Consider the following 23,113-nt stretch of genomic DNA (forward strand, 5'->3'; position numbering starts at 1 on the left):
AGGAAGCCATGACGCTGGGTGTGCATTCCGAGGTCGGGATGCTGCGCAAGGTCATCGTGCACCGGCCGGAGCTGAGCATGAGACGCCTCACCCCTGCCAACAACGACCGGCTGCTGTTCGACGACATCCTCTGGGTCGAGCAGGCACAGCGCGAGCACGACGCCTTCGTGGCGATGATGCGCGGGCGCGGCATCGAGGTCTTCGACCACCAGCGGTTGCTGGCCGAGGCGCTGGAGTCGCGCTTCGACGCCAAGCAGCACGCCATCGACCAGGCCGTCACCCACCTGACCGTCGGTCCCGCCCTGGTCGACACCATCCGCGAGACGCTGGCCGGGTGGAGCGGCGAGAAGCTGGCCACCCATCTCATCGGCGGCCTCACCAAGCAGGAGTACGGCACCGCCGCCCTGGACGAGAAGTCACTGGTGGCCGCCGCGGCGCGGCCGGGGGAGTTCATCCTGCCGCCGCTGCCGAACTCGTTGTACCAGCGCGACCCCTCGGCCTGGCTGTACGGAGGCGTCTCGCTGAACCCGATGTACTACCACGCCCGCCTCCTGGAGACCATGAACCAGTCGACCATCTACCACTACCACCCGATGTTCACCGAGGAGCGCTTCGCCTTCTGGTACCCCGACGCGGGCGAGGACGACCGCTTCCACGAGGAGGACTACGGCACCGCCGCCATGGAGGGCGGCGACATGATGCCCATCGGCAACAAGACCGTCGCCATCGGCCTGTCCGAGCGCACCACCGCCCGCACCGTCGAGCACATCGCGCTGTCGCTCTTCGCCGCGGGCGCCGCCGAGCGGGTGATCGCGGTCAACATCCCCAAACGCCGCTCCTACATGCACCTCGACACCGTCTTCACCTTCCTGGACGCCGACAAGGCCACCGCCTATCCGCCGTTCCTGGAGACCGCCACCACGTACTCGCTGCGCCCCGGCGACAAGCCGGCCACGCTGGACGTGCGCCGCGACGCCTCCTTCGTCGGCGCCCTGGAGGAGTCGCTCGGGATCGGCCGGCTGGAGGTGATCCCGACCGGCGGCGACGACTACCAGCAGGCCCGCGAGCAGTGGGACTCCGGCAACAACTTCTTCGCCCTCGCGCCCGGGGTCGTGGTCGGCTACCACAAGAACCAGTTCACCAACCGCAAGCTGCGCGAGCACGGGGTCGACGTCATCGAGATCGAGGGCTTCGAACTCGGCAAGGGCCGCGGTGGCGCCCACTGCATGACCTGCCCGATCGAACGCGACGCCGTCTGAACCTCCCCCCGGGAGGAAAGCCATGAGAATCGTCCTGATCTGCGCCACCTTGCTGCTGGCCACCGCCTGCTCCTCGGGCAACCAGCCCGACTGGTGGCGTACCAACCAGACCGACGGCCAGGTCGGCCCGGTCCGGCTCGTGCACGTCAACATCGAGGCGCCGCCCATGGACGAGCAGAAGCCCGGCGGCACGCTGCCGCTCTACCTGACGCTGTTCAACGACGCGGCCGTCGAGCAGGTCTTGGACGCGGTGAGCACCGTGGAGGCGAAGAAGGTCGTCTACCGTGCGGGCTCGGGCGCGCCCATGGAGCGCATGCGGGTGGTCGTCCCGCCGAAGGGGGAGCTGTCCCTGCAGAAGGGGGACGGCCGGCCGTACCTGGAACTGGTGGGCACGAACCGGCAGCTCGGCAACACCACGATCCCCGTGACCTTCCGCTTCCCCACGGCGGGGACGGTCACCATCCGGGTGCCGGTACGGGCGGGCCGGCCGTCGCCGTCGTGAGCCATTGAAGAACAAGATTCCAGAATGTCATTCTGGTTCCATGACCGTCGACAAGCACGCCCTCCGCGCCCGATACCGCCAGGAACGCGACAAGCGCCTCCGCCCCGACGGCAACGACCAGTACCTGCGCCTGACCGGCCGTTTCGCCTCCTACGCCGACGACCCGTACACCCCCAGAGCCCCGCGGGAGCCGAAGAACGACCACGTCACCGTGGCGTTCGTCGGCGGCGGGTTCGCCGGGCTGGTCACCGGGGCGCGGCTGAAGGAGGCCGGGGTGGCCGACGTCAGGATCGTGGAGAAGGGCGGCGACTTCGGCGGCACCTGGTACTGGAACCGCTACCCCGGAGCCCAGTGCGACACCGCCTCCTTCGTCTACATGCCGCTGCTCGAAGAGCTCGGCCACATGCCGACGGAGAAGTACGCCCACGCGCCCGAGATCCTGGAGCACTGCCGGCGCATCGGCAAGCACTACGGCCTCTACGACAACGCGCTCTTCCACACCGAGGTCACCGGCATGGAATGGGACGACGAGCGCGCGCTGTGGACCGTCACCACCGACCGGGGCGACCGGTTCACCGCGCGGTTCGTGGCCATGGGCGTCGGGCCGCTGCACGTGCCCAAGCTGCCCGGCATCCCCGGGATCGACACCTTCGGCGGGCACTCCTTCCACACCAGCCGCTGGGACTACGACTACACCGGCGGCGACCCGGCGGGCGCGCCCATGGACCGGCTGGCCGGCAAGCGGGTGGCGGTCATCGGCACCGGCGCGACGGCGGTGCAGTGCGTGCCGCACCTGGCGCGGGCCTGCGCCGAGCTGTACGTGTTCCAGCGCACGCCGTCCTCGGTGGACGTGCGTGACAACCGGCCGACCGACCCCGAGTGGTTCGCGCGGATCGCCACGCCCGGCTGGCAGCGGCGCTGGCTGGAGAACTTCACCGCCAACCAGGCCGGCGGCGGCGCCGAGGAGGACCTGGTGATGGACGGCTGGACCGACATCGCCCGCCGCGTGCGCGACCGGATCGCCGCCCTGCCGCAGGACGCCCGGACGATCGAGCGGATGCTGGAGGCGTTCGAGGACTCCGACTTCGAGAAGATGGAGGAGATCCGCGCCCGCGTCGACGCCGTCGTGCGCGATCCGCGGACCGCCGACCGGCTCAAGGCCTGGTACCGGCAGCTGTGCAAGCGGCCGTGCTTCCACGACCAGTACCTGCAGGCGTTCAATCTGCCGGGCGTCCACCTGGTCGACACCGACGGCAAGGGCGTCGAGCGCGTCACGGAGACGGGCGTGGTGGTCGCGGGCCGGGAGTACGGGGTGGACTGCGTGATCTACGCCTCCGGCTTCGAGGTGGGCACCGACTACACGCGGCGCGCCGGATACGACGTGACCGGGCGGGGCGGGGTCAGGCTGTCGGCGTACTGGGAGGAGGGGATGCGCACGCTGCACGGCACCCACGTGCACGGCTTCCCGAACGTCTTCATCGTCCAGCCGACCCAGGGCGCCAACCTCATCTCGAACATCCCGCACAACCTGACCGAGTCGGGCCGGACGATCGCGATGATCGTCAGGCACGCACTCGACCGCGGCCACGTCCGGGTGGAGGCGAGCAAGCGGGCCGAGGACGCGTGGCTGGAGCTGCTCATGTCCGGTCCCGGCACGCTGCTGGGCGGCGCCGACTGCACGCCCGGCTACTACAACAACGAAGGTCAGGACCCGGGCGGGAAGGGCTGGCTGAGCCTCGGCTATCCGCTCGGGGCCACCGCCTATTTCGCCTATCTGGAGCAATGGCGTACGTCAGGCGACTTCGCCGGCCTCGACTTCACCTAGCTTGATCTTTACCCCCATGCCGGTGCCTTTGCCTGCCTCGGGGCAGCTCAACCCCTGTGAGCCGGGAGAGCGACGACGTCACGGCCCGGATCAGGGACCGGCTGAGCGCCCTGCGTGCCCGCATGCGCCGCGAAGCCGTCCTCGACGAGGCCGTCAGCCGCACCGCCGCGCGCCAGAACATCCGCCCCGAGGAGGCGGCGCGCCACCTCAGCCGGCTCGCCGACGCCTCCGGCGTGGAGCTCCCGGACCTGGCCGCCACCATCGAGCCCGCGCCGCGCCCGGCCACGCTGCCGCCGGTGCCCGGGTGGGTGCTGGCGGTGCTCCAGGCCGTGCACGTCTCGGCCGCCTACCTGGTGCCGGTCGTCGACGACGGCGACCGGCCGGTCGACTTCGTGATCGCCGCGGCGAACGAGCAGGCCCGCGACGTGACCGGCCGCGGCGCCGGTGAACTCGTCGGCGAGCGCCTCGTCCAGGCCTGCCCGGGGGTGGTGAAGTCCGGGCTGCTGGAGGCGTACTTCCGGGTGCTCGCCGAAGGCCGGCCGCTCAAGCTCGACCCGGTGGAGTACGTCGAGGCGCGCGAGCACAAGCTCTGGCCGGCGTCGCTGACCGTGCGTGCCGTACCGCTGCACGAGGGCGTCCTGGCGAGCTGGCGCGCGCTCGACGAGGACGAGCGGCTGATCAGCCGGTGGGACCGCGCCCAGCGCGAGGCCGAGCTCGGCTGGGCCGAGTGGACGCTCACCACCGGCCGCACCTACTGGACCGCCCAGATGTACGGGATCTTCGGCCGCGACCCCGCCGACGGCCCGATACCGCTGGAGGAGCTGCCCGGCGCCGTCGTCGAGGCGGACGTGCCGCTGGTGGACGAGCTCATGTCCACCCTGCTCGAACACGGCGAGGCGGCCGACAGCGAGTTCAGGATCAGGCAGCGCCACGGCGTACGGCAGGTGCGTACGGTCAGCGAGCCCGTCCTCGACGACAGCGGCACCCCGGTGCTGGTCAGGATGCTCGTCCAGGACATCACCCGCGGCCGCCGCCGCGAACGCGCCCTGTCGGCGGCCCACGCGCAGGCGATCAGGCAGCGCCGCCGGGCCGAGGAGGAGCAGCGCGTCGCCCACCGCCTCCAGGACGCCATCCAGCCCGGCCACAGCGGCGTCCTCGACGTGCCCGGCGTCCGGATCGCCGTACGCTACCTGCCCGCGGAGGACGTCGGCCGGCTCGGCGGCGACTGGTTCAAGGCCAGAAGCCTGCCCGACGGACGGGTTCTGGTCGCCATCGGTGACGCGATGGGCCACGGCCTGGCCGCCGTCGGCCTGATGGCGCAGATGCGCTTCGGCCTGGCCGGGCTCGCCTACACCAAGGCCGACGCCGCCCAGCTGGCCACCTGGCTGAACGATCTCATCTACCACAACAGCGAGACCGTGGCCGCGACGGGCACCGCCGTCATCGGCCACTTCGACCCCGGCAGCAGGCTCCTGACCTGGACCAGCGCTGGCCACCCGCCGCCGCTGCTGGTGCGCGACGGGGTCGCGGCGCTGCTGGAGCCGCCGCCGGGACCGATGCTCGGCGCCCTGGAGTCGGTCGCCTACGAGCTGACCACCACGCAGCTCCACCCCGGCGACATGCTGTTCCTCTACACCGACGGCGTCATCGAGCGCCGCGACCAGGATCTCGACGCCGGCCTGAAGTCCCTGCTGGAGGCGGCCGACGACTGCCCGCTCGAGGATCCCGAGGCGGCCATCGGCTGCGTCCTGGACCGCATCGGCCTGGACACCCACGACGACGTCTGCCTGCTGGCGCTGCGCATCCGCTGAACGCTGCTACACGTATGTGTCGTAAAATACACACGCGTATAGTCAGTTGCATGACCGCACCCGACCCGGAAGACCTCACCGCGCGCGCCCGCATCAGGGACGCCGCGATGCGCCAGTTCGGCGAGCACGGCTTCGAGCGGGCCACCATCCGGGGGATCGCCGACGGCGCGGGCGTCTCCTCCGGGCTCGTGCGCCACCACTTCGGCTCCAAGCAGGGCCTGCGCGAGGCCTGCGACGCGTACCTGGTCAAGGCGATCCGCACGCTCAACGACGAGGTCCGCGCCGACGCCGGGCACAACTACGTCGCCGTCGCGAGCGCCGTCTTCGGCCCCTACCAGCGCTACATGTCCCGCGCGCTGGCGGAGGGCTCGGCCGCCGAGGTCTTCGACGCGATCGCCGAGCTCGGCGAGCAATGGCTGGCCGAGGCCGACAAGAGCCGCCCCGACCCGCCCACGGTCCCGGTCAGGGCGCGCGCCACCGTCGGCACCGCGATGGCGCTGGCCGTCTCCGTGCTGCAGGAGCACATCTCCCGGCGGCTCGGCGTGCGGGTCTTCAGCCCCGCCGGGGACGAACTGCTCGCCCGGGTGCTGCTCGACCTCTACTCCCACTCCTGGCTCACCCCGGAGGAGGGCGCCGCGCTGCAGGCGCGCCTCGACGAGACCGGGGAGGTCCACGGCTTCCTCGGGTCCAACGGCGCGGGCCGCTCTCGGTCCTGATCGGCAGCGTGCCGGTCTCCCCATCCCGAAGCTGCCCGCCGAACCGCTGAACGTGCTCCCGCCGGCGGTGCTGACCGCGATGGCGGCGGCGCCGATCGCCGCGGGCTGCGCCGGAATCCGCGGGCGCGACCTCCCGATCGGGGGAAAGCACCCCGAGTGCCCAGATAACGCTAGAGAAGATCCTCTTTAGCGCAAAACCATGCTCAGCGCAGCAAGATATGCCGAAAGGGACGACATCCAGCTGGATGTCGTCTTTTTCGTGTTAGGTGGCGTTCACCCGTGAGTCATGAGCCTCAGTCAGGCTACGGGCGTCCCTCACCCTTGATCGACAGGGAGCCACCCCCGTGCGCAACCTCAACCGCCGCCACTTCCTTGTCACCGGCCTGGCCGCGGGAGCCGCCGCAGGGCTGCCTGCCGGGGCCGAGGCCGCCACCCGCGGCAGGGAACCGGCCGCCAACCCCTTCACCCTCGGCGTCGCCAGCGGCGACCCCGACCACCACGGCTTCGTCATCTGGACCAGGCTCGCGCTCAACCCCATGGCCGAGGACGGCATGGGCGGCATGCCCGCGCGCCCGATCACCGTCCAGTGGCAGATCTACGCCGACGAGCGCGCCAGGCGCACCGTCCGCGCGGGCGTCACCCGCGCGGTCCCCGAGTGGGGCCACAGCGTGCACGTCGAGGTCGCCGGACTGGCCCCCGGCCGCGAGTACTGGTACCGCTTCAAGAGCGGCCGCCACGTCTCCCCGCTCGGCCGCGCCCGCACCGCCCCCCACCCCTTCCAGTACGGCGGCGCCCTGTCGATGGCCTTCGTCTCCTGCGCCCAGTACGAGCACGGCTACTTCACCAGCTACCGCCGCCTGGCCGAGGAGAACCCCGACCTCGTCCTGCACCTGGGCGACTACCAGTACGAGTACACCAAGAACACCTACGTCATCCCCGGCGGGAACGTCCGCCACCACGACGGCCCGGAGACCGAGACGCTGGCCAACTACCGCCAGCGCCACGCCCAGTACAAGGCCGACGCCGACCTGCAGGCCGCCCACGCCGCGGCCCCCTGGCTGGTGGTGTGGGACGACCACGAGCTGGACAACAACTGGGCCGACGAGATCCCGGAGAAGCCCGAGATCCCGCAGCCGAACTTCCGTCAGCGCCGCGAGGCCGCCTTCCGCGCCTACTACGAGAACATGCCGCTGCGCCGTTCCTCTGTCCCGCGCGGCATCGACATGCAGCTCTACCGGCGCGTGCGCTGGGGCCGCCTGGCCACCTTCCACATGCTCGACACCCGGCAGTACCGCGACGACCAGGGCTGCGGCGACGGCTACCGCGACTGCCCGGCGGCTATCGACCCGGCCCGCTCGATCACGGGCAGCGAGCAGGAGGCCTGGCTGCTGGACGGCTTCCGCCACTCCCGCGCCCAGTGGGACATCCTCGGCCAGCAGGTCTTCTTCGCCCAGCGCGACAACAACGCCGGACCCCAGAAGATCACCTCGCAGGACGCCTGGGACGGCTACGTCGCCTCGCGCAACCGCATCACCCAGGGCTGGCTCGACGCCCGCGTCCGCAACCCCGTCGTGCTCACCGGCGACGTGCACGCGCACTGGGCCAGCGACCTGAAGCTCGACTACGACGACCCGACGGGCCCGTCGGTCGGCTCGGAGCTGGTGGCCACCTCCATCAGCACCGGCGGCGACGGCAAGGACTCCGACCCGCAGACGCAGCCGTTCCTGAAGATCAACCCGCACCTGAAGTTCTACAACAACCAGCGCGGCTACGTGCTGACCACGATCGAGCGCGACCTCATGACCGCCGACTTCCGGGTGGTGCCGAAGGTGCAGGCGCCGGGCTCGGGCGTCCACACCAAGGCCACGTTCGTCATCGAGGACCGCGTCCCGGGCGTGAAGCAGACCTACTTGCGCCCGGTCGACCCGGCGCTCAAGGCGCTGGGCGAGACGACCATCGAGGAGACGGTCCGCCTGGAGACCGAGCGCCCCTAGCCGTCGGCCGCCCCGGTCCCAAGCCGCAAAGACCGGGGCGGCCGGCCTCCTTCGGTTGGATACTTAGCCCAACTAAGTTAGTCTGGCTAAGTATGAGGGACGATCCTGACGCGCTGGCCGAGCAGATGTCCGTGGTGCTGCGCCACCTGGTTCTGCTGCTGCGCCGTACCGTCGCCGGCCAGCCCGTCACCAGCCAGCAGTACGCCGTCCTCGGCTCGCTCAAGCACGGGCCGCGCCGGATGACCGAGCTGGCCGAGGAGCACGCCGTCCAGCTGCCGACCATGACGGTCCAGATCAACCGGCTCGAAGAGGCGGGCCTGGTGGCCAGGGGCAGCGACCCGGCCGACGCCAGGGTCAGGACGGTCGAGCTGACCGGCGAGGGCCGTACGCGGCTGCTGGCCGTACAGCGTGCCAGGATCGCGCACCTCGCCCACGAACTGGCCGCGCTCACGCCGGACGAGCGCGCCGCCCTCGCGGCGGCGCTCCCGGTGCTGGCCAAGCTCGGCTGAGACGCACGAAGGAGTGCCATGTCATCCGGTGGCGGCATACTGCGCCAGCCGATGTCCGTCTGGGCCACCGCGTTCGCCGCGGTCGTCGCCTTCATGGGCATCGGGCTCGTCGATCCGATCCTGCCCTCCATCGCCCAGGGGCTGAACGCCGGCCCCAGCCAGGTGTCCCTGCTGTTCACCAGCTACTTCCTGGTCACCGCCGTGGCGATGCTGGTCACCGGCTGGGTCTCCAGCCGGATCGGCGGCAAGAAGACGCTGATGGCCGGCCTCGCGCTGGTCGTCGTGTTCGCCGCGCTGGCCGGGACGTCCGGCAGCGTGGGCGAGCTGATCGGCTTCCGCGCCGGATGGGGCCTGGGCAACGCGTTGTTCGTCGCCACCGCGCTCGCGGTCATCGTGGGCGCGGCCAGCGGCGGCGCCGAGGCCGCGATCATCCTCTACGAGGCGGCGCTCGGCCTCGGCATCTCGCTCGGCCCGCTGGCCGGCGCGCTGCTCGGCGACTGGAACTGGCGGGCGCCGTTCTTCGGCACCGCCACGCTGATGGCCGTGGGATTCGTGCTCATCGCCACGCTCCTGAAGAACACGCCCAGGCCCGAGGCCGGAACCCGGCTCAGCGCCCCCATCCGCGCCCTGGCCCACGGCGGGCTGTCCACCACGGCCTTCACCGCCCTGTTCTACAACTTCGCCTTCTTCACCGTGCTGGCGTTCACGCCGTTCATCCTGCACATGACGGCCTACGGCATCGGCGCCGTCTTCTTCGGCTGGGGCGTGTGCGTGGCGCTGGCCTCAGTGTTCGGGGCGCCGCCGCTGCAGCGCAGGCTCGGCTCGGTCAACGTGCTGCACCTGGCGCTGGCCCTGCTCGCGCTGTGCCAGATCGGCATCGCCCTGTCCGGCCACGCGGGCATCATCGTGTTCACGATCCTGTCGGGCATCCCGATCGGGCTCTGCAACACCGTCTTCACCGAGTCGGCCATGGAGGTCTCCGACGCGCCCCGGCCGGTCGCCTCCGCCGGCTACAACTTCGTGCGCTGGATGGGCGGCGCGCTGGCCCCGTTCCTGGCCACCAAGATGGGCGAGGAGCTCGGGATCGCGGTGCCGTACCTCGTCGGCGCGGCCTGCTGCGTCATCGCCATGGCCATCCTGTACGGCCGGCGCCACCACCTTCTCGCCCTGCGGCGCGTCGACACCGACCACGCCCTGGAGGACGCCGTGGTTGCATAGCAGGCATGATCGGACACGCCCTTGTGGCGGCGGGGCTGGCGGTCGGCCCCGCCGTCGCGTTACGCCCGGAAATATCGGTCATGACGTGGAACGTCTGCGCGGGCACGAACGCCTCCTGCTCCCTGTACCGCCGCACCGCCCCCGAGATCGCCCGCGCCGTCGGCACGCAGGCCGGGCGCGGCACCGACGTGCTGTTCCTGCAGGAGTTCTGCACGGGCGCGGACGCGGCCCTGGAAGGCTGGCTCGAGAACGCCACCGGCCGCGCCTGGACCGTGCGCTCGTGGGGACTGGTGTCGCAGCACGGCACGCCGTACGCCTGCCATCCCGACCTGCTCGGCCGCCCGCGCGGAACCCAGAGCGTCACCATCGCCGTCGCCGGCCCGGCCGCCTTCGAGACCCACGCCCTGAGCTCGCCGCCCTGGTCGGTGAAACGGGCCGCGCTCTGCGCCGACCTGCCGCGGCAGCGGGTGCGAGCCTGCACCAGCCACCTGTCCGTGGGACTGCCCTACGACGATCGCGGGCCGGGCGCGCCGTACCGGACGAAACAGGTGCGCGAGCTCTTCGCGCTCACCGCGCCGGGCCGCACGCCCGTCTTCGGCGGCGACCTCAACCTGCGGCCGGGCAGCCGCGCGCTCGCCCCCGTCTACGCCCGCTACCAGGAGTGCGACCCGCGGCGGCGGCCGACCATGCGGGCCAAGAAGCTCGACTACCTGTTCACCACGCGGGTACTCGGCTGCCGCGTGGACACCCGCACCACCGTCTCCGACCACCAGCCGCTCCATCTCCGTGCCGCCCTGTAGGAAGACGGCGGGCCCTCGTGGTGTTGAATGATGCGAACTCCAGACCATGACGGAAGGACCAGCGTGCCCACGATCGGTGTACTCGCCCTCCAGGGAGACGTGCGCGAACACGTCGCGATGCTGGAGGCGGCCGGCGCCGGCGCGACCCCCGTGCGCCGCCCCGCGGAGCTTGAGGCGGTCGACGGGCTCGTGATCCCCGGCGGGGAGTCCACCACGATGTGGAAGCTGGCCGAGATCTTCGAGATGCTCGAACCCCTGCGCCTGCGGATCAAGGACGGCCTGCCCGCCTACGGCTCCTGCGCCGGCATGATCATGCTGGCCGACCGGATCGAGGACGGCGTCGACGGCCAGCAGACCATCGGCGGTCTCGACATGGTCGTGCGGCGCAACGCCTTCGGCCGCCAGGTCGACTCCTTCGAGGCCGACCTGACCTTCGCCGGCGGTCCCGTGCACGCCGTGTTCATCCGCGCGCCATGGGTGGAATCGGTGGGTTCGGAGGTCGAAGTGCTGGCTACCGCGCCGCCTGGGGATAGGATCGTCGCGGTCCGCCAAGGGCCTCTGCTCGCGACATCGTTCCATCCCGAGCTGACCGGGGACACTCGCGTGCACGAATACTTCGTAAACATGGTGAGGGAGCTCTAGGTAATGTCCGGCCACTCCAAATGGGCGACGACGAAGCACAAGAAGGCCGCGCTCGACGCCAAGCGCGGCAAGCTTTTCGCGAAGCTCATCAAGAACATCGAGGTGGCGGCACGGACCGGTGGCCCTGACCCGGACGCCAACCCCACCCTCTTCGACGCCATCTTCAAGGCGAAGAAGAACTCGGTGCCCAACGACAACATCGAGCGGGCCCGCAAGCGCGGCGGCGGCCTGGAGGCCGGCGGCGCCGACTGGCAGACCATCATGTACGAGGGCTACGCGCCCGGCGGCGTCGCGGTGCTCATCGAGTGCCTCACCGACAACCGCAACCGCGCCGCCTCCGAGGTACGCGTCGCGCTGACCCGCAACGGCGGCTCGCTGGCCGACCCCGGCTCGGTGTCGTACATGTTCAACCGCAAGGGCGTCGTGCTCGTCCCCAAGAACGGTCTCGACGAGGACGACGTGCTGACCGCGGTCCTGGACGCGGGCGCCGAGGAGGTCAACGACCTGGGCGAGTCCTTCGAGGTCGTCTCCGAGGCCGGCGACCTGGTCCCGGTGCGCAAGGCGCTGCAGGAGGCGGGCATCGACTACGACTCGGCCGAGTCCGGGTTCCTGCCGACCATGAGCGTGCAGCTCGACGAGGACGGCGCGCGCAAGGTCTTCCGCCTCATCGACGCGCTGGAGGACAGCGACGACGTGCAGAACGTCTTCGCCAACTTCGACGTCTCCGACGAGATCATGGAGAAGCTCGACGCCTAACGCGGAACGAACCTTTCCGCATTGCCTCGTAGCGTGGAAGGCATGATCAAGCCTTTCACCATCGACGTCCCGCAGGCCGACCTCGACGACCTCCGCGAGCGCCTGGCCCGCACCCGCTGGCCCGCTCGGCTCCCCGGAGCCGAGTGGAGCCGCGGCGTGCCCGTCGCCTACCTGCGTGAGCTCGCCGGCCACTGGGCCGACGGCTACGACTGGCGTGCGTGGGAGGCGAAGATGAACGCGTTCCCGCAGTTCACCACCGAGATCGACGGCCAGCAGATCCACTTCTTCCACGTGCGCTCCGGCGACCCCGGCGCGCTGCCGCTGATCCTCACCCACAGCTGGCCGAACTCCGTCGCCGAGTTCACCGAGCTGCTGGGGCCGCTGTCGGAGCACTTCCACGTGGTCGCGCCCTCGCTGCCCGGGTTCGGCTTCTCGCCGTTCCCCGAGCCCGCCGACGAGCGGCCGTGGAGCGTCGAGCGCGTGGCGCGTACCTGGGCCGAGCTGATGAGCCGCCTGGGGTACGAGCGCTACGGCGCCCACGGCAACGACGCGGGCGCGCTGGTCTCCCCGCAACTGGCCGCCCTCTTCCCCGAGCACGTCGTCGGCGTGCACATCACCGGCGGGCTCGGCCTGCCCACCGAGCCGGAGGACCAGGAGGGCGTGGACGCCTGGGTCCTCGACATGCTCAGCGGCGCCGCGGGCAGCGGGTACGCCCCCTACCTGGCCGCCCGGCCCCAGACGCTCTCCTACGGCTTCAGCGACTCGCCCGTCGCCCAGCTCGCGTACCTGGTCGAGCGCTTCAAGGAGTTCGACGGCTGGGACCAGGCGGGCTCCACCGACCCCGTCGAGCGCGACCTCATCCTCACCAACGCCAGCCTCTACTGGCTGACCGGCACCGGCGGCTCGTCGTCGTGGACGTACTACGAGGGCGCGGCCGGACTGCCGATCGACCAGGACGCCGTCCCCACCGGCGTCTCCCACGGCGGACCCGAGCCCTTCCGCCGCATCGCCGAGCGCAAGAACACGATCGTCCACTGGAACGATCTCGACCACCCCAGCCACATGCTCGCCATGGCCGCGCCCGGCCCGCTGGCGGCCGACATCCGGGACTTCTTCGGAGGACTCGCCCCTCGCTAGGGTGGTGGGCCATGATCCCGGCCCCGCCCGCTCCACGCCCGCCCGCCGCGCTCGGCTGGTTGCTCCTGGCGCCCGCGGCGTTCGCGGCGCTCGCCTGCCTGGTCGTGCCCAGCGTGCACACCGCCGTGATGAGCACACGATCGGTGCGCCTGCTGGCGCGGCGGGACGAGCCCGTCGGCCTCGCCAACTACGCCACCGTGCTCGGGGACGAGGGGTTCTGGCGGGCGCTGGCGTTCTCGCTGCTCGTGACCCTGGTGCCGCTCCTGGTGGCCGTGGTCGTGGCGCCCCTGCTGGCGCTCGCGCTCGACCGCGGCGGCAGCGTGGCCCGGCGCGGTGGGAGGGTCGTGCTCTCGCTGGCGGTCATCACGTTCTCCCCGGTCGCGGTGGTCGCCGCCTGGACGCGCGGCCTGCGTCCCGACGCCACGGGCCTGGCCACGCTGGTCCGCGGGGTGGCGGGGGAGGGGGCCGCCGTGACGTTCCCGCTCGTCGTGGCGGCGATGACGTTCGGCGTGGTGTGCGCGCTGGCCACGCTGGCCTTCCTGCCCGCTTTGCGCGGCGGCACCGTGACGCCCGCGATGTTCGCCGTGGCCGCCCTGGTCGTGCTCACCCTGCTCGCCGTGGGGCTGCAGGCGTTCACCTTCAGCTCGGCGCTGTCACGGGGCGGGTCCAGGGGTACGCGGACGCTGGGCGCGTACATGCTGTTCGAGGGGCTGGCCGCGGGGCGGCTGGGCCCGGCAGCGGCGGCGGCGACGCTGACCGGCCTGCTGCTCGGCGGGCTCGGCATCGTCGCGGTGCTCCTGGTGGTGCTGGGCGGGATGCGCCTGCACCTGTCGCCACGGACGACCGGGAACGGGCAGCCCCTCATCGGCGTGCTCGCCCTGATCGTGGTGAGCGCCGCCGGGCTGGTGCTCGCCTGGCCGTGGATCACCGCGCTGTTCGGCGCGGAGGAGACGCCGCCCGTGACGTTCGGCACCTATGTGCGGACGTGGCTGCCCGCCCTCGCCGGCGCGCTGGTGTCCGTGGCCGTCGCCTACGCGGCCGCGCTCGGCATCGGCGGACTGCGGCCGCTGGGGCGCCACAGCGAGTGGCTGCTGCTGCCGTTCGCGCCGTGGGCGCTGGCGGCGGCCGGCCCGTTCAGCCTGGCCACCTGGACCTACGTCCGCGACCTCGGCCTGATGGACACGATCATCGCCCTCGTGCCGCCCATGCTCGTCAGCGTGCCCGCCCTCGTCGTGCTCACGCTGCTCTGCCGCGGCCTGGCCGAACGTGCCCGTACCGGATTCCTGCGCGGCGTCGTGCTGCCCTCGCTGCCCATGGCCGGCATCCTCGCCGGCGGCATCACGCTCGTGAACGCCCAGGACGGCCTGTGGCCGCTCATGGTCTCCCAGCGGCCGTCCAGCGGCCCCGCCACGATGCTGCTGAGCCAGAGCCTCAACTCCTACCGCGGCGCCACCGTCGACGTCGGCGTGACGACGCCGCTGCCCGTCATGCTGCTCGCCCTCGCCGCCGTGGTCGCCGCTCAGCTCCTCTACCTCGACCGGCTGGCGATCACGATGGGGAGGACCGCGTAGGTTTGTCCGGTGGACACACGTGAGCTGACCCTGGACGACCTCGACGCCGTGCTCGACATCCGCAAACGCTCCTTCGGCGTACTGTCGCCCGGCGAGCGCGAGCAGTGGCTCAAGGCCATGCCGCCGGTCATGGCCGCGGGCCGCTATCTGGGCGTCTTCGACGGCGAACGCCTGTCGGCGGCAGGCCGCATCCGCTCCTTCACCCAGTGGTGGCACGGACGGCCCCAGCCGATGGCCGGCGTCGCCGGCGTCACCGTCAACCCCGAGGACCGGGGCCGCGGCGTGGGCACCCTCCTCATGACCGCGCTGATCTCCCGCGCCGCCGAGCTGGGCGAAGCCGTCTCCGCCCTGTACCCGGCCACCACCCCCATCTACCGCTCGCTCGGCTACGAGCACGCCGGCGCCCAGAACCTCATCACGCTCCCCACCGAGTCGCTGCGCCGCCTCCGCCACTCCGGCCAGGTGAAGCTGCGCCGCATGGGCCCAGGCGACGCCCCCGAACTCCTGTCCGTCATCGGCCGCGCCCACGCCGCCGCCCGCGCCAGCGGCCCCATCACCTGGGACGAACGCACCTGGCGCGTATGGCTGGCCGAGGAGAACGACTTCCTCTACCTCGCCGACGACGGCTACGCCATCTACCGCTGGTCGGACGGCGGCATCGAGGTCGACGCCGTGGTCGCCGGCTCCGCGGAGACCAGCAGGGCGCTGTGGTCCCTCATCGGCAGTTCCTCCTCCATCGCCGCCCACGTCACCGCCGCCGTCGCCCCCGACGACCCGGTGTTGTGGCTGGTGGGCGAGCGCGCCAAGGAGACGGTCAAGCAGGTCCGCTGGATGCACCGCCTCATCGACCTGCCCCTCGCCGTGTCCCGCCGCGGCTACCCTGCCGCGGTGTCCGCCTCCGCCGTCGTCGAGGTCACCGACCCCCAGCGCCCGGACAACGCGGGCGCGTGGCGCCTCGACGTCTCCTCAGGATCCGGTACGGCTACCGCCACCACCTCCGCCGCCGGCCCCCACCTGACGGCCAACGGCATGGCCGCCCTGTACGCCGGTGTGCCCACGGCCACTCTCCGCCGCTCCGGGCTGATGACCGGGCCGGACACCTCGGACGATGCCCTGGACGCGGTGTTCGCGGCTCGGCCGTACATGCTGGACTACTTCTAACCCCTCCCCAAGCACGACCCGCACCCCCGTGGTTCCCCACGCTCCCAGGCTTCTCCGCACTCTCCCCGGTTCTCGGACCCGGATGCCGCCCAGGGTTCCCACGGGCCGGATGCGTGCCCCGGCGCCTACCTCCGAGACACCGCGTCACGTCCCTCCGGAGGCCCTGAGACGCCGGTACTTCCTGGGCCGGGTCCCCCGGGGTGGAAGGGGGCGTGTTCGCGGTGCGCGGGCGGGGGAACACGGGTAGAGTTCCGTGCCGAACAGGTGTTCGGCGGTTGAGGGGGCGTGCGGGTGCGGGTGATGGGCGTCGATCCCGGGTTGACCAGATGCGGCCTCGGGGCCGTCGAGGGACGGCCGGGCACCGCGCTCTCCCTGGTGGCGGTGGGCGTGGTGCGCACCTCACCCGACGACGACCTGGGCACCCGCCTGGTGGGGATCGAGGAGGGCATCGAGCGGTGGCTCGACGACGTCCGCCCCGACGCCGTGGCCGTGGAGCGCGTCTTCAGCCAGCACAACGTCCGCACCGTGATGGGCACCGCCCAGGCGGCGGGCATCGCCGTCCTGTGCGCCGCCCGCCGTGGCCTGCCGGTGGCGCTGCACACTCCGTCCGAGGTCAAGGCCGCCATCACCGGCAGCGGCACCGCCGACAAGAAGCAGATCGGCGCGATGGTCACCCGCCTGCTGCGGCTGTCCGAGATGCCCAAGCCCGCCGACGCCGCCGACGCCCTCGCCCTGGCCATCTGCCACGTCTGGCGCGGCGGCAACCAGCAGCGCCTCGCCCAGGCCGTCGCCCGAGCCCAATCCCAACGCCGTACCCCCCACCCCCGCACCTCCATCCCCCGGCAACCCAACCGCACCCCCTCCCCCCAACCCCTTCCCAGCCCACCCAACCCTCCTGCCCCACCCACCGACACCCGCTCCGCCCCGCCTGCCGCGCCCGGCAGCACGCGCTCCGCCGCGCCCGGCACGCCCACGGGCACGCGCCCCGCTCCGGCCAGCCCGCCTGCCACGCCCACCGGGGCACCCGCCACCTCGGCCGGTTCGGCAGCCGCCCCCCGCAGGTCACGTGACACCGCCGCTGGTCCCTCGCACGGCTCCGCCGGAACGCCTGGTCCCCCTGATGGGCCCAGCGGCTCCACCGGGGCACCCGCCACCTCGGGTGCCGCCGGCAGCGGGAGCCCCACAAGCTCGGCCGCCGTGCCCGCCGCTGCCGGTGCCCTCGGCCGGACTTCGCGCGGCACGGCAGCGCCCCGGCGACCTGGCCAGGCTCTAGGCTCGCCTTCCGGACAGCCGCCACACCCGGGCACCGGTCAGGGCCTGGGCTCCGAGGCGGGGTCCGGCGCTGGATCGGGCTCCGGTGCGAGTGGCGGTCCCCGAGCAGACGAGGCCGGTGCTGCCGGCCGTACCACCGGAAAGGGTGTGGGGTTGTGATCGCGTCCGTGGCGGGGAAGGTGGCGGCGCTCGCCCCAGACGGCGCCGTCGTCGAGGTCGGCGGGGTGGGGATTCTGGTGCACTGCACTCCCGGCACCCTGGCAGGGCTGCGGGTCGGGGAGGCGGCCAGGCTGGCGACCTCGCTGGTGGTGCGGGAGGAGTCGCTGACCCTGTTCGGGTTCGGGAGCGAGGACGAGCGGACCGTGTTCGAGATGCTCCAGACGGCCAGCGGCGTCGGGCCGAAGCTGGCGCTGGCGATGCTGGCCGTGCACACGCCCAACGCGCTGCGCGTGGCGGTCGCGAGCGCGGACCTCAAGGCGCTGACCCAGGTGCCGGGCATCGGGCAGAAGGGCGCCCAGCGCATCGTCCTGGAGCTCAAGGACCGGCTCGGCACCCCCGAGGAGGCCGTCAACGCCGCGATCGGCGGCAACGCGGGCAGGCCCGCCTGGCGTGAGCAGGTCCACTCCGGCCTGGTCGGGCTCGGCTACTCCAGCAAGGACGCCGACGAGGCGATCGCCGTCGTGGCGCCCGAGGCCGACGTCGCGCTGGCCGAGGGACGGCAGCCGCAGGTGGCCGCGCTGCTCAAGGCGGCGCTGAGGGCGTTGAGCGTGCGATGAGCGACTGGGACGACCTGGGCGATCTGGAGCGCGAGCTGGTCGCGCCGGAGGCCGGCGGCGACGAGCAGCAGATCGAGGCGGCGCTGCGGCCCAAGCGGCTGGCGGAGTTCATCGGCCAGGGGCGGGTGCGCGAGCAGCTCTCGCTGGTGCTCGAAAGCGCGCTCAGACGGCAACGCCCGCCGGACCACGTGCTGATGAGCGGCTCGCCGGGCCTCGGCAAGACCACGCTGGCGATGATCATCGCAGCGGAGCTGGGCGCGCCGCTGCGCATCACCTCAGGCCCCGCGCTCGAACGCGCCGGCGACCTCGCGGCGATCCTGTCGACGCTGGCCGAGGGCGAGGTGCTGTTCATCGACGAGATCCACCGGATGGCCCGCCCCGCCGAGGAGATGCTCTACCTCGCGATGGAGGACTTCCGGGTCGACATCGTCGTCGGCAAGGGCCCGGGGGCGACCGCGATCCCGCTGGACATCGCGACGTTCACGCTGGTCGGCGCCACGACCAGGGCCGGACTGCTGCCCGCGCCGCTGCGCGACCGCTTCGGCTTCACCGCCCACATGGACTTCTACGAGGTCGCCGAGCTCGAACAGGTGCTGGCCCGCTCCTCCCGCCTGCTCGGCGTGCACCTGCCGGACGACGCCGCGCACGAGATCGCCCGCCGTTCGCGCGGCACGCCCCGCATCGCCAACCGGCTGCTGCGCCGGGTGCGTGACTTCGCCGAGGTGCGCGCCGACGGCGTCGTCACCCGCGACCTGGCCGCCGCCGCGCTCAACCTCTACGAGGTCGACGCGTGGGGGCTCGACCGGCTCGACCGGGCGGTGCTCGGGGTACTGCTGCGCAAGTTCGGCGGCGGCCCGGTCGGGCTGTCCACGCTGGCCGTGGCGGTGGGGGAGGAGCCGGAGACGGTCGAGGTGGTGGCGGAGCCGTTCCTGGTGCGCCAGGGTCTGCTGGCCCGCACCCCGCGCGGCCGCGTCGCGACCGCCGCGGCCTGGACCCATCTGGGCCTGACCCCGCCGCCGGACGCGTTCGGCGCCCCGCTGTTCGGCCCCGCGGACCTATGACACGGAACGGCACGCGCCCCGCCAAACCCACGGGGTCACAGAACGGTTGCAACCATTGCAAATTGGGAACTTCCCCGCGCGCCGAATCGCTGCCTCGTTGCCGCGTTTCGCAACAACCGCCTACACTCCGTGGCTTGGCTGGCTGTGTAGGCTGACGGGCTGAGCGGCGCGGCCCGAACGCAACGCACGGAATTTCCGGCGCGAGGCCGGTGTCAACTTCTTGTACGACAATGGAAGGTCGCCCCTTATGGACATGGGATCACTCGGAAGCATCCTGCCGCTGGTACTTCTGGTGGTGGTGTTCTATTTCCTGCTCATCCGCCCGCAGCGCAAGCGGCAGCAGGAAGCCGTCAAAATGCAGAACTCGCTCACCCCCGGTACGCGAGTGATGACCACGACGGGGCTGTTCGCCACCGTGGTGACGGTCGACAATGAGGACGTGATCCTTGAGGTGGCGCCCGGAATCGAGACCCGCTGGGTCAAGGCGGCCATCGGCCGCGTCGTGACCCCGGGTGACGCTCCCGTCGAGGACGAGCCCGTCGCCGACGACGAGGTCAAGACCGAGGACGTCAAGGACGAAACGAAGAACGGCGACTCGAGCACGAAGCAGTCCTGACTAGGCTGCGACAGACTCCTCTACTCCGAAAGAAACTGACGACCCGTGGCCCGACCGACCAGCCGCCACAGCAATCCGGGGCGCACGCTCCTGATTCTCCTGGCGCTCATCCTCGCCCTGGGCGGGACGATGCTCCTGCAGAAGGCGTTCACGCCCAAGCTGGGCCTCGACCTCGCCGGCGGAACGACGGTGACCCTGTCACCCGTCACGCTCAGCGGCGCGGCTCCCTCCCAGGAGTCGCTCGACCGTGCCGTCAGCATCATCCGTGACCGGGTGAACGGCACAGGCATCTCCGACGCGGAGGTCGCCAAGTCCGGCGACAACATCATCATCTCCGTTCCCGGCAAGGGCCAGGAGGAGGTCATCAAGCTGGTCGGCACCACGGCGGAGCTGCGCTTCCGCCAGGTGCTCGCGGTCGAGGCCGCCGCCCCGGAGCAGCTCAGCACCGAGGCGCCCAAGCCGAGCACCAGCCCGAGCGGCACCGCGAAGCCGAGTGGCTCGCCGTCGGCCAAGGAGCCGAGCGCGAAGCCGTCGGCGAACGCCCCGCAGGAGACCCCCAAGGCCTCGCCGACCGGCAAGGCCCTGTCCTCGGCGCTGACCTCGCCCACGACGCCGACCCCCTCGGCCAAGGACGACAAGAAGAAGGACCCGAAGGCCACCCCGACCCCGTCGGGCTCGCCCTCCGCCCAGCCTTCGCAGCCGCAGCAGGAACAGCAGCCGCAGATCGACACGAGCGGCGTCGACCCGGCCGTGCTGAAGCAGTACCAGGCGCTCAACTGCACCGACCCCAAGACCCGCGGCCAGGGCGTGCAGGACGACCCGAAGAAGCAGTTCGCGGCCTGTTCCGACGACGGCTCCGCCAAGTACATCCTGGACGTGGCCAAGGTCGTCGGCACCGACATCGACACCGCGTCCTCGGGCGTGCGGCCGGGCAGCACCGACTGGGTCGTCCAGCTCGACTTCAAGAGCGCCGGAGCCACGGAGTGGAGCAAGCTCACCTCCGTCGCGTTCAACTCGCAGGCCCCGCGCAACCAGGTGGCGGTCGTCCTCGACGGCCTGGTCATCACCGCGCCGGTCATCCAGGGCCCGATCCCCGGCGGCCGCGCCGAGATCACCGGCGGCTTCAACCAGAAGACCTCGACCGACCTGGCCGACCAGCTCAAGTACGGCGCGCTGCCGCTGAAGTTCAACCGCAGCTCGGTGGAGACGATCTCCTCGACGCTCGGCTCCGACCAGCTCAGGGGCGGTCTGATCGCCGGTGGCATCGGCCTGGCCCTCGTGGTCCTCTACTGCCTGTTCTACTACCGGGGCCTCGGTCTGGTCGCGGTGCTGAGCCTGGTGATCGCCACGGTGCTGACGTACGAGTCGGTGGTGGTCCTCGGCGCCAACGGAGGCTTCGCCCTCTCGCTGCCGCACATCATCGGCTTGGTGGTATCAATCGGTATTACCGCCGACTCCTTCATCGTGTACTTCGAACGTATTCGTGATGAGATGAAGGAAGGTCGGCGGACGCTTCGCGCGGCCGTCGAGGTGGCCTGGGTCCGTGCCCGGCGCACGATCCTGATCGCCGACGCCGTGATGTTCATCGCCGCGGTCGTGCTGTACTTCCTGGCCGTGGGCGGTGTGGCCGGGTTCGCCTTCGCGATGGGCCTGACCACACTCATCGACGTCGTCGTGGTGTTCCTGTTCACGAAGCCGTTCATCGCCCTGCTGGCGAAGCTGAAGTTCTTCTCCAAGGGGCACCCGCTGTCCGGTCTCGATGCCGAGCGCATGGCTTCCGAGCCCGCCCGCACCAACACCCCGCAGGAGGCCTGACATGGGACTCGGGCGTCGCCTCTACCGTGGCGAGATCGATGTCGACTTCGTCGGCAAGCAGAAGCTCTGGTACTCGCTGTCGGGCCTTCTGCTGGTGTTCTCGATCGCCGGTCTGATCTTCAGCGCGGTGAACACGGGCAGCCCCCTCAACCTGGGCGTTGAGTTCAAGGGCGGGTCGGTCTTCTCCTTCAAGGCCCCCGCGGCCAGCATCGACGAGGTCCGCTCGACCTTCACCGACGAGGGCGTGCACCAGGCGATCGTGCAGACGGCCGGCGACCGGTGGCGCGTGACCACCGAGACGCTGCCCGAAACCAAGGTGACCCAGGTCCAGAACGCCGTCGTCGCCGACTACAAGATCCCGGTCTCGCAGGTGGACATCCAGTCCATCGGCGCCTCCTGGGGCGGCGAGGTGTCGCAGAAGGCCCTGATCGGCCTGGGCGTCTTCATGCTGGCGATCATCCTTTATCTCAGCATGGCGTTCGAGCCGAAGATGGCGCTGGCCGCCATCGTGGCGCTGGTGCACGACCTGGTCATCACCGCGGGCGTCTACGCCTGGTCGGGCTTCGAGGTCACGCCGGCGACCGTCCTGGGCTTCCTGACGATCCTCGGATATTCGCTGTACGACGCGGTCGTCGTCTTCGACATGATCAAGGAAGTCACGGCCAAGCTGGGCACCACGTCGAAGAAGACCTACACCCAGGCGGCCAACGACGCGCTGAACCACACGCTGATCCGATCGCTGAACACCTCACTGGTGGCCATCCTCCCGGTGGCGGCGATCCTGTTCATCGGCACCACGCTGCTCGGCGCCGGCACGCTGAAGGACCTGGCGCTGGCCCTGTTCGTCGGCATGGTCGTCGGCACGTACTCCTCGCTGTGCGTCGCCACACCGCTGCTGGTGACGCTCAAGGAGCGCGAGCCGAAGTACCAGGCGATCGCCAGGAGGCTGGCCTCCACCGGCGGCGGCAAGGGCGCCAAGAAGGCGGCCGCGGCCAAGGGCTGACGGATTTCCGGCATGGCCCCCGCTCCGCTTCGACGGGGCGGGGGCTTCGCTTGTCCCACAGGAGGGGATTCATGAACGAGCTGATCAGGGACGTGCCCGACTATCCCAAGCCGGGTGTGCTGTTCAAGGACATCACGCCGCTGCTGGGCGACGCCGACGGGTTCGCGGCCATGGTGGACGAGATCGCCGGGCTGTTCGAGGCCGACAAGATCGTCGGGATCGAGGCGCGGGGCTTCATTCTGGCGGCGCCGGTGGCGTACAAAGCTCATGCCGGGTTCGTGCCAGTCAGAAAGAAGGGCAAACTGCCCGCCGAAACCCTGGAAGAGTCCTACGATCTGGAGTACGGCTCGGCCACCATCGAGGTGCACCGGGACGCCTTCGCGCCGGGTGACCGGGTGCTGATCGTGGACGACGTGCTGGCCACGGGCGGCACCGCAGCGGCCACGGTGGAGCTGGTGCGGCGCGCCGGGGCCGACGTCGTGGGCGTGGCCGTACTGATGGAGCTTGCCTTTCTCGAGGGGCGTGCGCGCCTGCCGGGAGTAGAGGTACGCGCCCTGCTGACCGTCTGAGTTCGCCACCTGGATACACTGGGGGGCCTGGACTCACACGTAAGGAGTCTGTGTGCCCCGTGATGTGGTCGTGCCCGACGTAACCGAGTCTTCGACGCGT

General features: G+C 71.3%; 20 protein-coding genes and 1 pseudogene. All 21 read left to right on the forward strand.

Features of this window, described 5'->3' with window-relative positions; translation table 11 throughout:
• The first annotated feature begins 8 nt into the window (after positions 1-8).
• On the forward strand, positions 9-1,259 hold the full coding sequence (locus ACFWY5_RS32160; protein WP_379622458.1) for an arginine deiminase: 1,251 nt from the start codon (positions 9-11) through the stop codon (positions 1,257-1,259).
• Between the two features lie 22 nt (positions 1,260-1,281).
• On the forward strand, positions 1,282-1,761 hold the full coding sequence (locus tag ACFWY5_RS32165) for a hypothetical protein (protein WP_379622460.1): 480 nt from the start codon (positions 1,282-1,284) through the stop codon (positions 1,759-1,761).
• A gap of 40 nt (positions 1,762-1,801) precedes the next feature.
• Positions 1,802-3,586: a flavin-containing monooxygenase gene (locus ACFWY5_RS32170; RefSeq protein ID WP_379622462.1), complete on the forward strand. Its 1,785-nt coding sequence runs from the start codon at positions 1,802-1,804 to the stop codon at positions 3,584-3,586.
• A 56-nt stretch (positions 3,587-3,642) separates the two neighbouring features.
• Positions 3,643-5,397, forward strand: a complete 1,755-nt coding sequence (locus tag ACFWY5_RS32175) for a PP2C family protein-serine/threonine phosphatase (RefSeq protein WP_379636386.1) — start codon at positions 3,643-3,645, stop codon at positions 5,395-5,397.
• Between the two features lie 50 nt (positions 5,398-5,447).
• Positions 5,448-6,113: a TetR/AcrR family transcriptional regulator gene (locus tag ACFWY5_RS32180; protein WP_379636388.1), complete on the forward strand. Its 666-nt coding sequence runs from the start codon at positions 5,448-5,450 to the stop codon at positions 6,111-6,113.
• Between the two features lie 344 nt (positions 6,114-6,457).
• The gene (locus ACFWY5_RS32185) at positions 6,458-8,107 is read left to right on the forward strand and encodes an alkaline phosphatase D family protein (RefSeq protein WP_379636390.1); all 1,650 of its coding nucleotides are present in this window, start codon (positions 6,458-6,460) and stop codon (positions 8,105-8,107) included.
• Positions 8,108-8,199: 92 nt separating this feature from the next.
• Positions 8,200-8,616, forward strand: coding sequence for a MarR family winged helix-turn-helix transcriptional regulator (locus ACFWY5_RS32190; protein WP_379622470.1), 417 nt, complete (start codon positions 8,200-8,202; stop codon positions 8,614-8,616).
• An 18-nt stretch (positions 8,617-8,634) separates the two neighbouring features.
• Complete coding sequence (locus tag ACFWY5_RS32195; protein WP_379622472.1) at positions 8,635-9,834, forward strand: MFS transporter; 1,200 nt, start codon at positions 8,635-8,637, stop codon at positions 9,832-9,834.
• Positions 9,835-9,839: 5 nt separating this feature from the next.
• Positions 9,840-10,634 carry an endonuclease/exonuclease/phosphatase family protein gene (locus ACFWY5_RS32200; protein ID WP_379636392.1) on the forward strand — a complete coding sequence of 265 codons (795 nt, stop codon included), beginning with the start codon at positions 9,840-9,842 and terminating at the stop codon, positions 10,632-10,634.
• 30 nt (positions 10,635-10,664) lie between these two features.
• Entirely contained in the window at positions 10,665-11,276 is a 612-nt protein-coding gene (pdxT, locus tag ACFWY5_RS32205) for a pyridoxal 5'-phosphate synthase glutaminase subunit PdxT (RefSeq protein ID WP_379622505.1), read from the forward strand.
• Between the two features lie 3 nt (positions 11,277-11,279).
• Positions 11,280-12,032, forward strand: coding sequence for a YebC/PmpR family DNA-binding transcriptional regulator (locus tag ACFWY5_RS32210; RefSeq protein ID WP_184961861.1), 753 nt, complete (start codon positions 11,280-11,282; stop codon positions 12,030-12,032).
• Positions 12,033-12,074: 42 nt separating this feature from the next.
• Positions 12,075-13,169: an epoxide hydrolase family protein gene (locus ACFWY5_RS32215; RefSeq protein WP_379636394.1), complete on the forward strand. Its 1,095-nt coding sequence runs from the start codon at positions 12,075-12,077 to the stop codon at positions 13,167-13,169.
• A gap of 11 nt (positions 13,170-13,180) precedes the next feature.
• Positions 13,181-14,740 carry a hypothetical protein gene (locus tag ACFWY5_RS32220; RefSeq protein ID WP_379636396.1) on the forward strand — a complete coding sequence of 520 codons (1,560 nt, stop codon included), beginning with the start codon at positions 13,181-13,183 and terminating at the stop codon, positions 14,738-14,740.
• A gap of 9 nt (positions 14,741-14,749) precedes the next feature.
• Positions 14,750-15,901 carry an enhanced intracellular survival protein Eis gene (gene eis, locus ACFWY5_RS32225; RefSeq protein ID WP_379636398.1) on the forward strand — a complete coding sequence of 384 codons (1,152 nt, stop codon included), beginning with the start codon at positions 14,750-14,752 and terminating at the stop codon, positions 15,899-15,901.
• 291 nt (positions 15,902-16,192) lie between these two features.
• Positions 16,193-16,687 (forward strand): annotated as a pseudogene (gene ruvC / locus ACFWY5_RS32230) (crossover junction endodeoxyribonuclease RuvC); the annotation flags it as partial.
• 641 nt (positions 16,688-17,328) lie between these two features.
• Positions 17,329-17,949 carry a Holliday junction branch migration protein RuvA gene (gene ruvA / locus ACFWY5_RS32235; RefSeq protein ID WP_379622483.1) on the forward strand — a complete coding sequence of 207 codons (621 nt, stop codon included), beginning with the start codon at positions 17,329-17,331 and terminating at the stop codon, positions 17,947-17,949.
• Complete coding sequence (ruvB, locus tag ACFWY5_RS32240) at positions 17,946-19,010, forward strand: Holliday junction branch migration DNA helicase RuvB (RefSeq protein ID WP_379636400.1); 1,065 nt, start codon at positions 17,946-17,948, stop codon at positions 19,008-19,010. Before ruvA ends, ruvB begins: the two co-directional genes overlap by 4 nt.
• A 253-nt stretch (positions 19,011-19,263) precedes the next feature.
• Complete coding sequence (yajC, locus tag ACFWY5_RS32245) at positions 19,264-19,626, forward strand: preprotein translocase subunit YajC (RefSeq protein ID WP_379622487.1); 363 nt, start codon at positions 19,264-19,266, stop codon at positions 19,624-19,626.
• A 45-nt stretch (positions 19,627-19,671) separates the two neighbouring features.
• Positions 19,672-21,441 (forward strand): protein translocase subunit SecD, encoded by a 1,770-nt coding sequence (gene secD / locus ACFWY5_RS32250; RefSeq protein ID WP_379636402.1) that lies wholly within the window; start codon positions 19,672-19,674, stop codon positions 21,439-21,441.
• Between the two features lies 1 nt (position 21,442).
• Entirely contained in the window at positions 21,443-22,444 is a 1,002-nt protein-coding gene (gene secF, locus ACFWY5_RS32255; RefSeq protein ID WP_379622491.1) for a protein translocase subunit SecF, read from the forward strand.
• A 71-nt stretch (positions 22,445-22,515) separates the two neighbouring features.
• Positions 22,516-23,013 carry an adenine phosphoribosyltransferase gene (locus ACFWY5_RS32260; RefSeq protein WP_379622493.1) on the forward strand — a complete coding sequence of 166 codons (498 nt, stop codon included), beginning with the start codon at positions 22,516-22,518 and terminating at the stop codon, positions 23,011-23,013.
• Positions 23,014-23,113: the final 100 nt, after the last annotated feature.

The sequence above is a fragment of the Nonomuraea sp. NPDC059007 genome, assembly GCF_042740555.1.
GTDB lineage: Bacteria > Actinomycetota > Actinomycetes > Streptosporangiales > Streptosporangiaceae > Nonomuraea.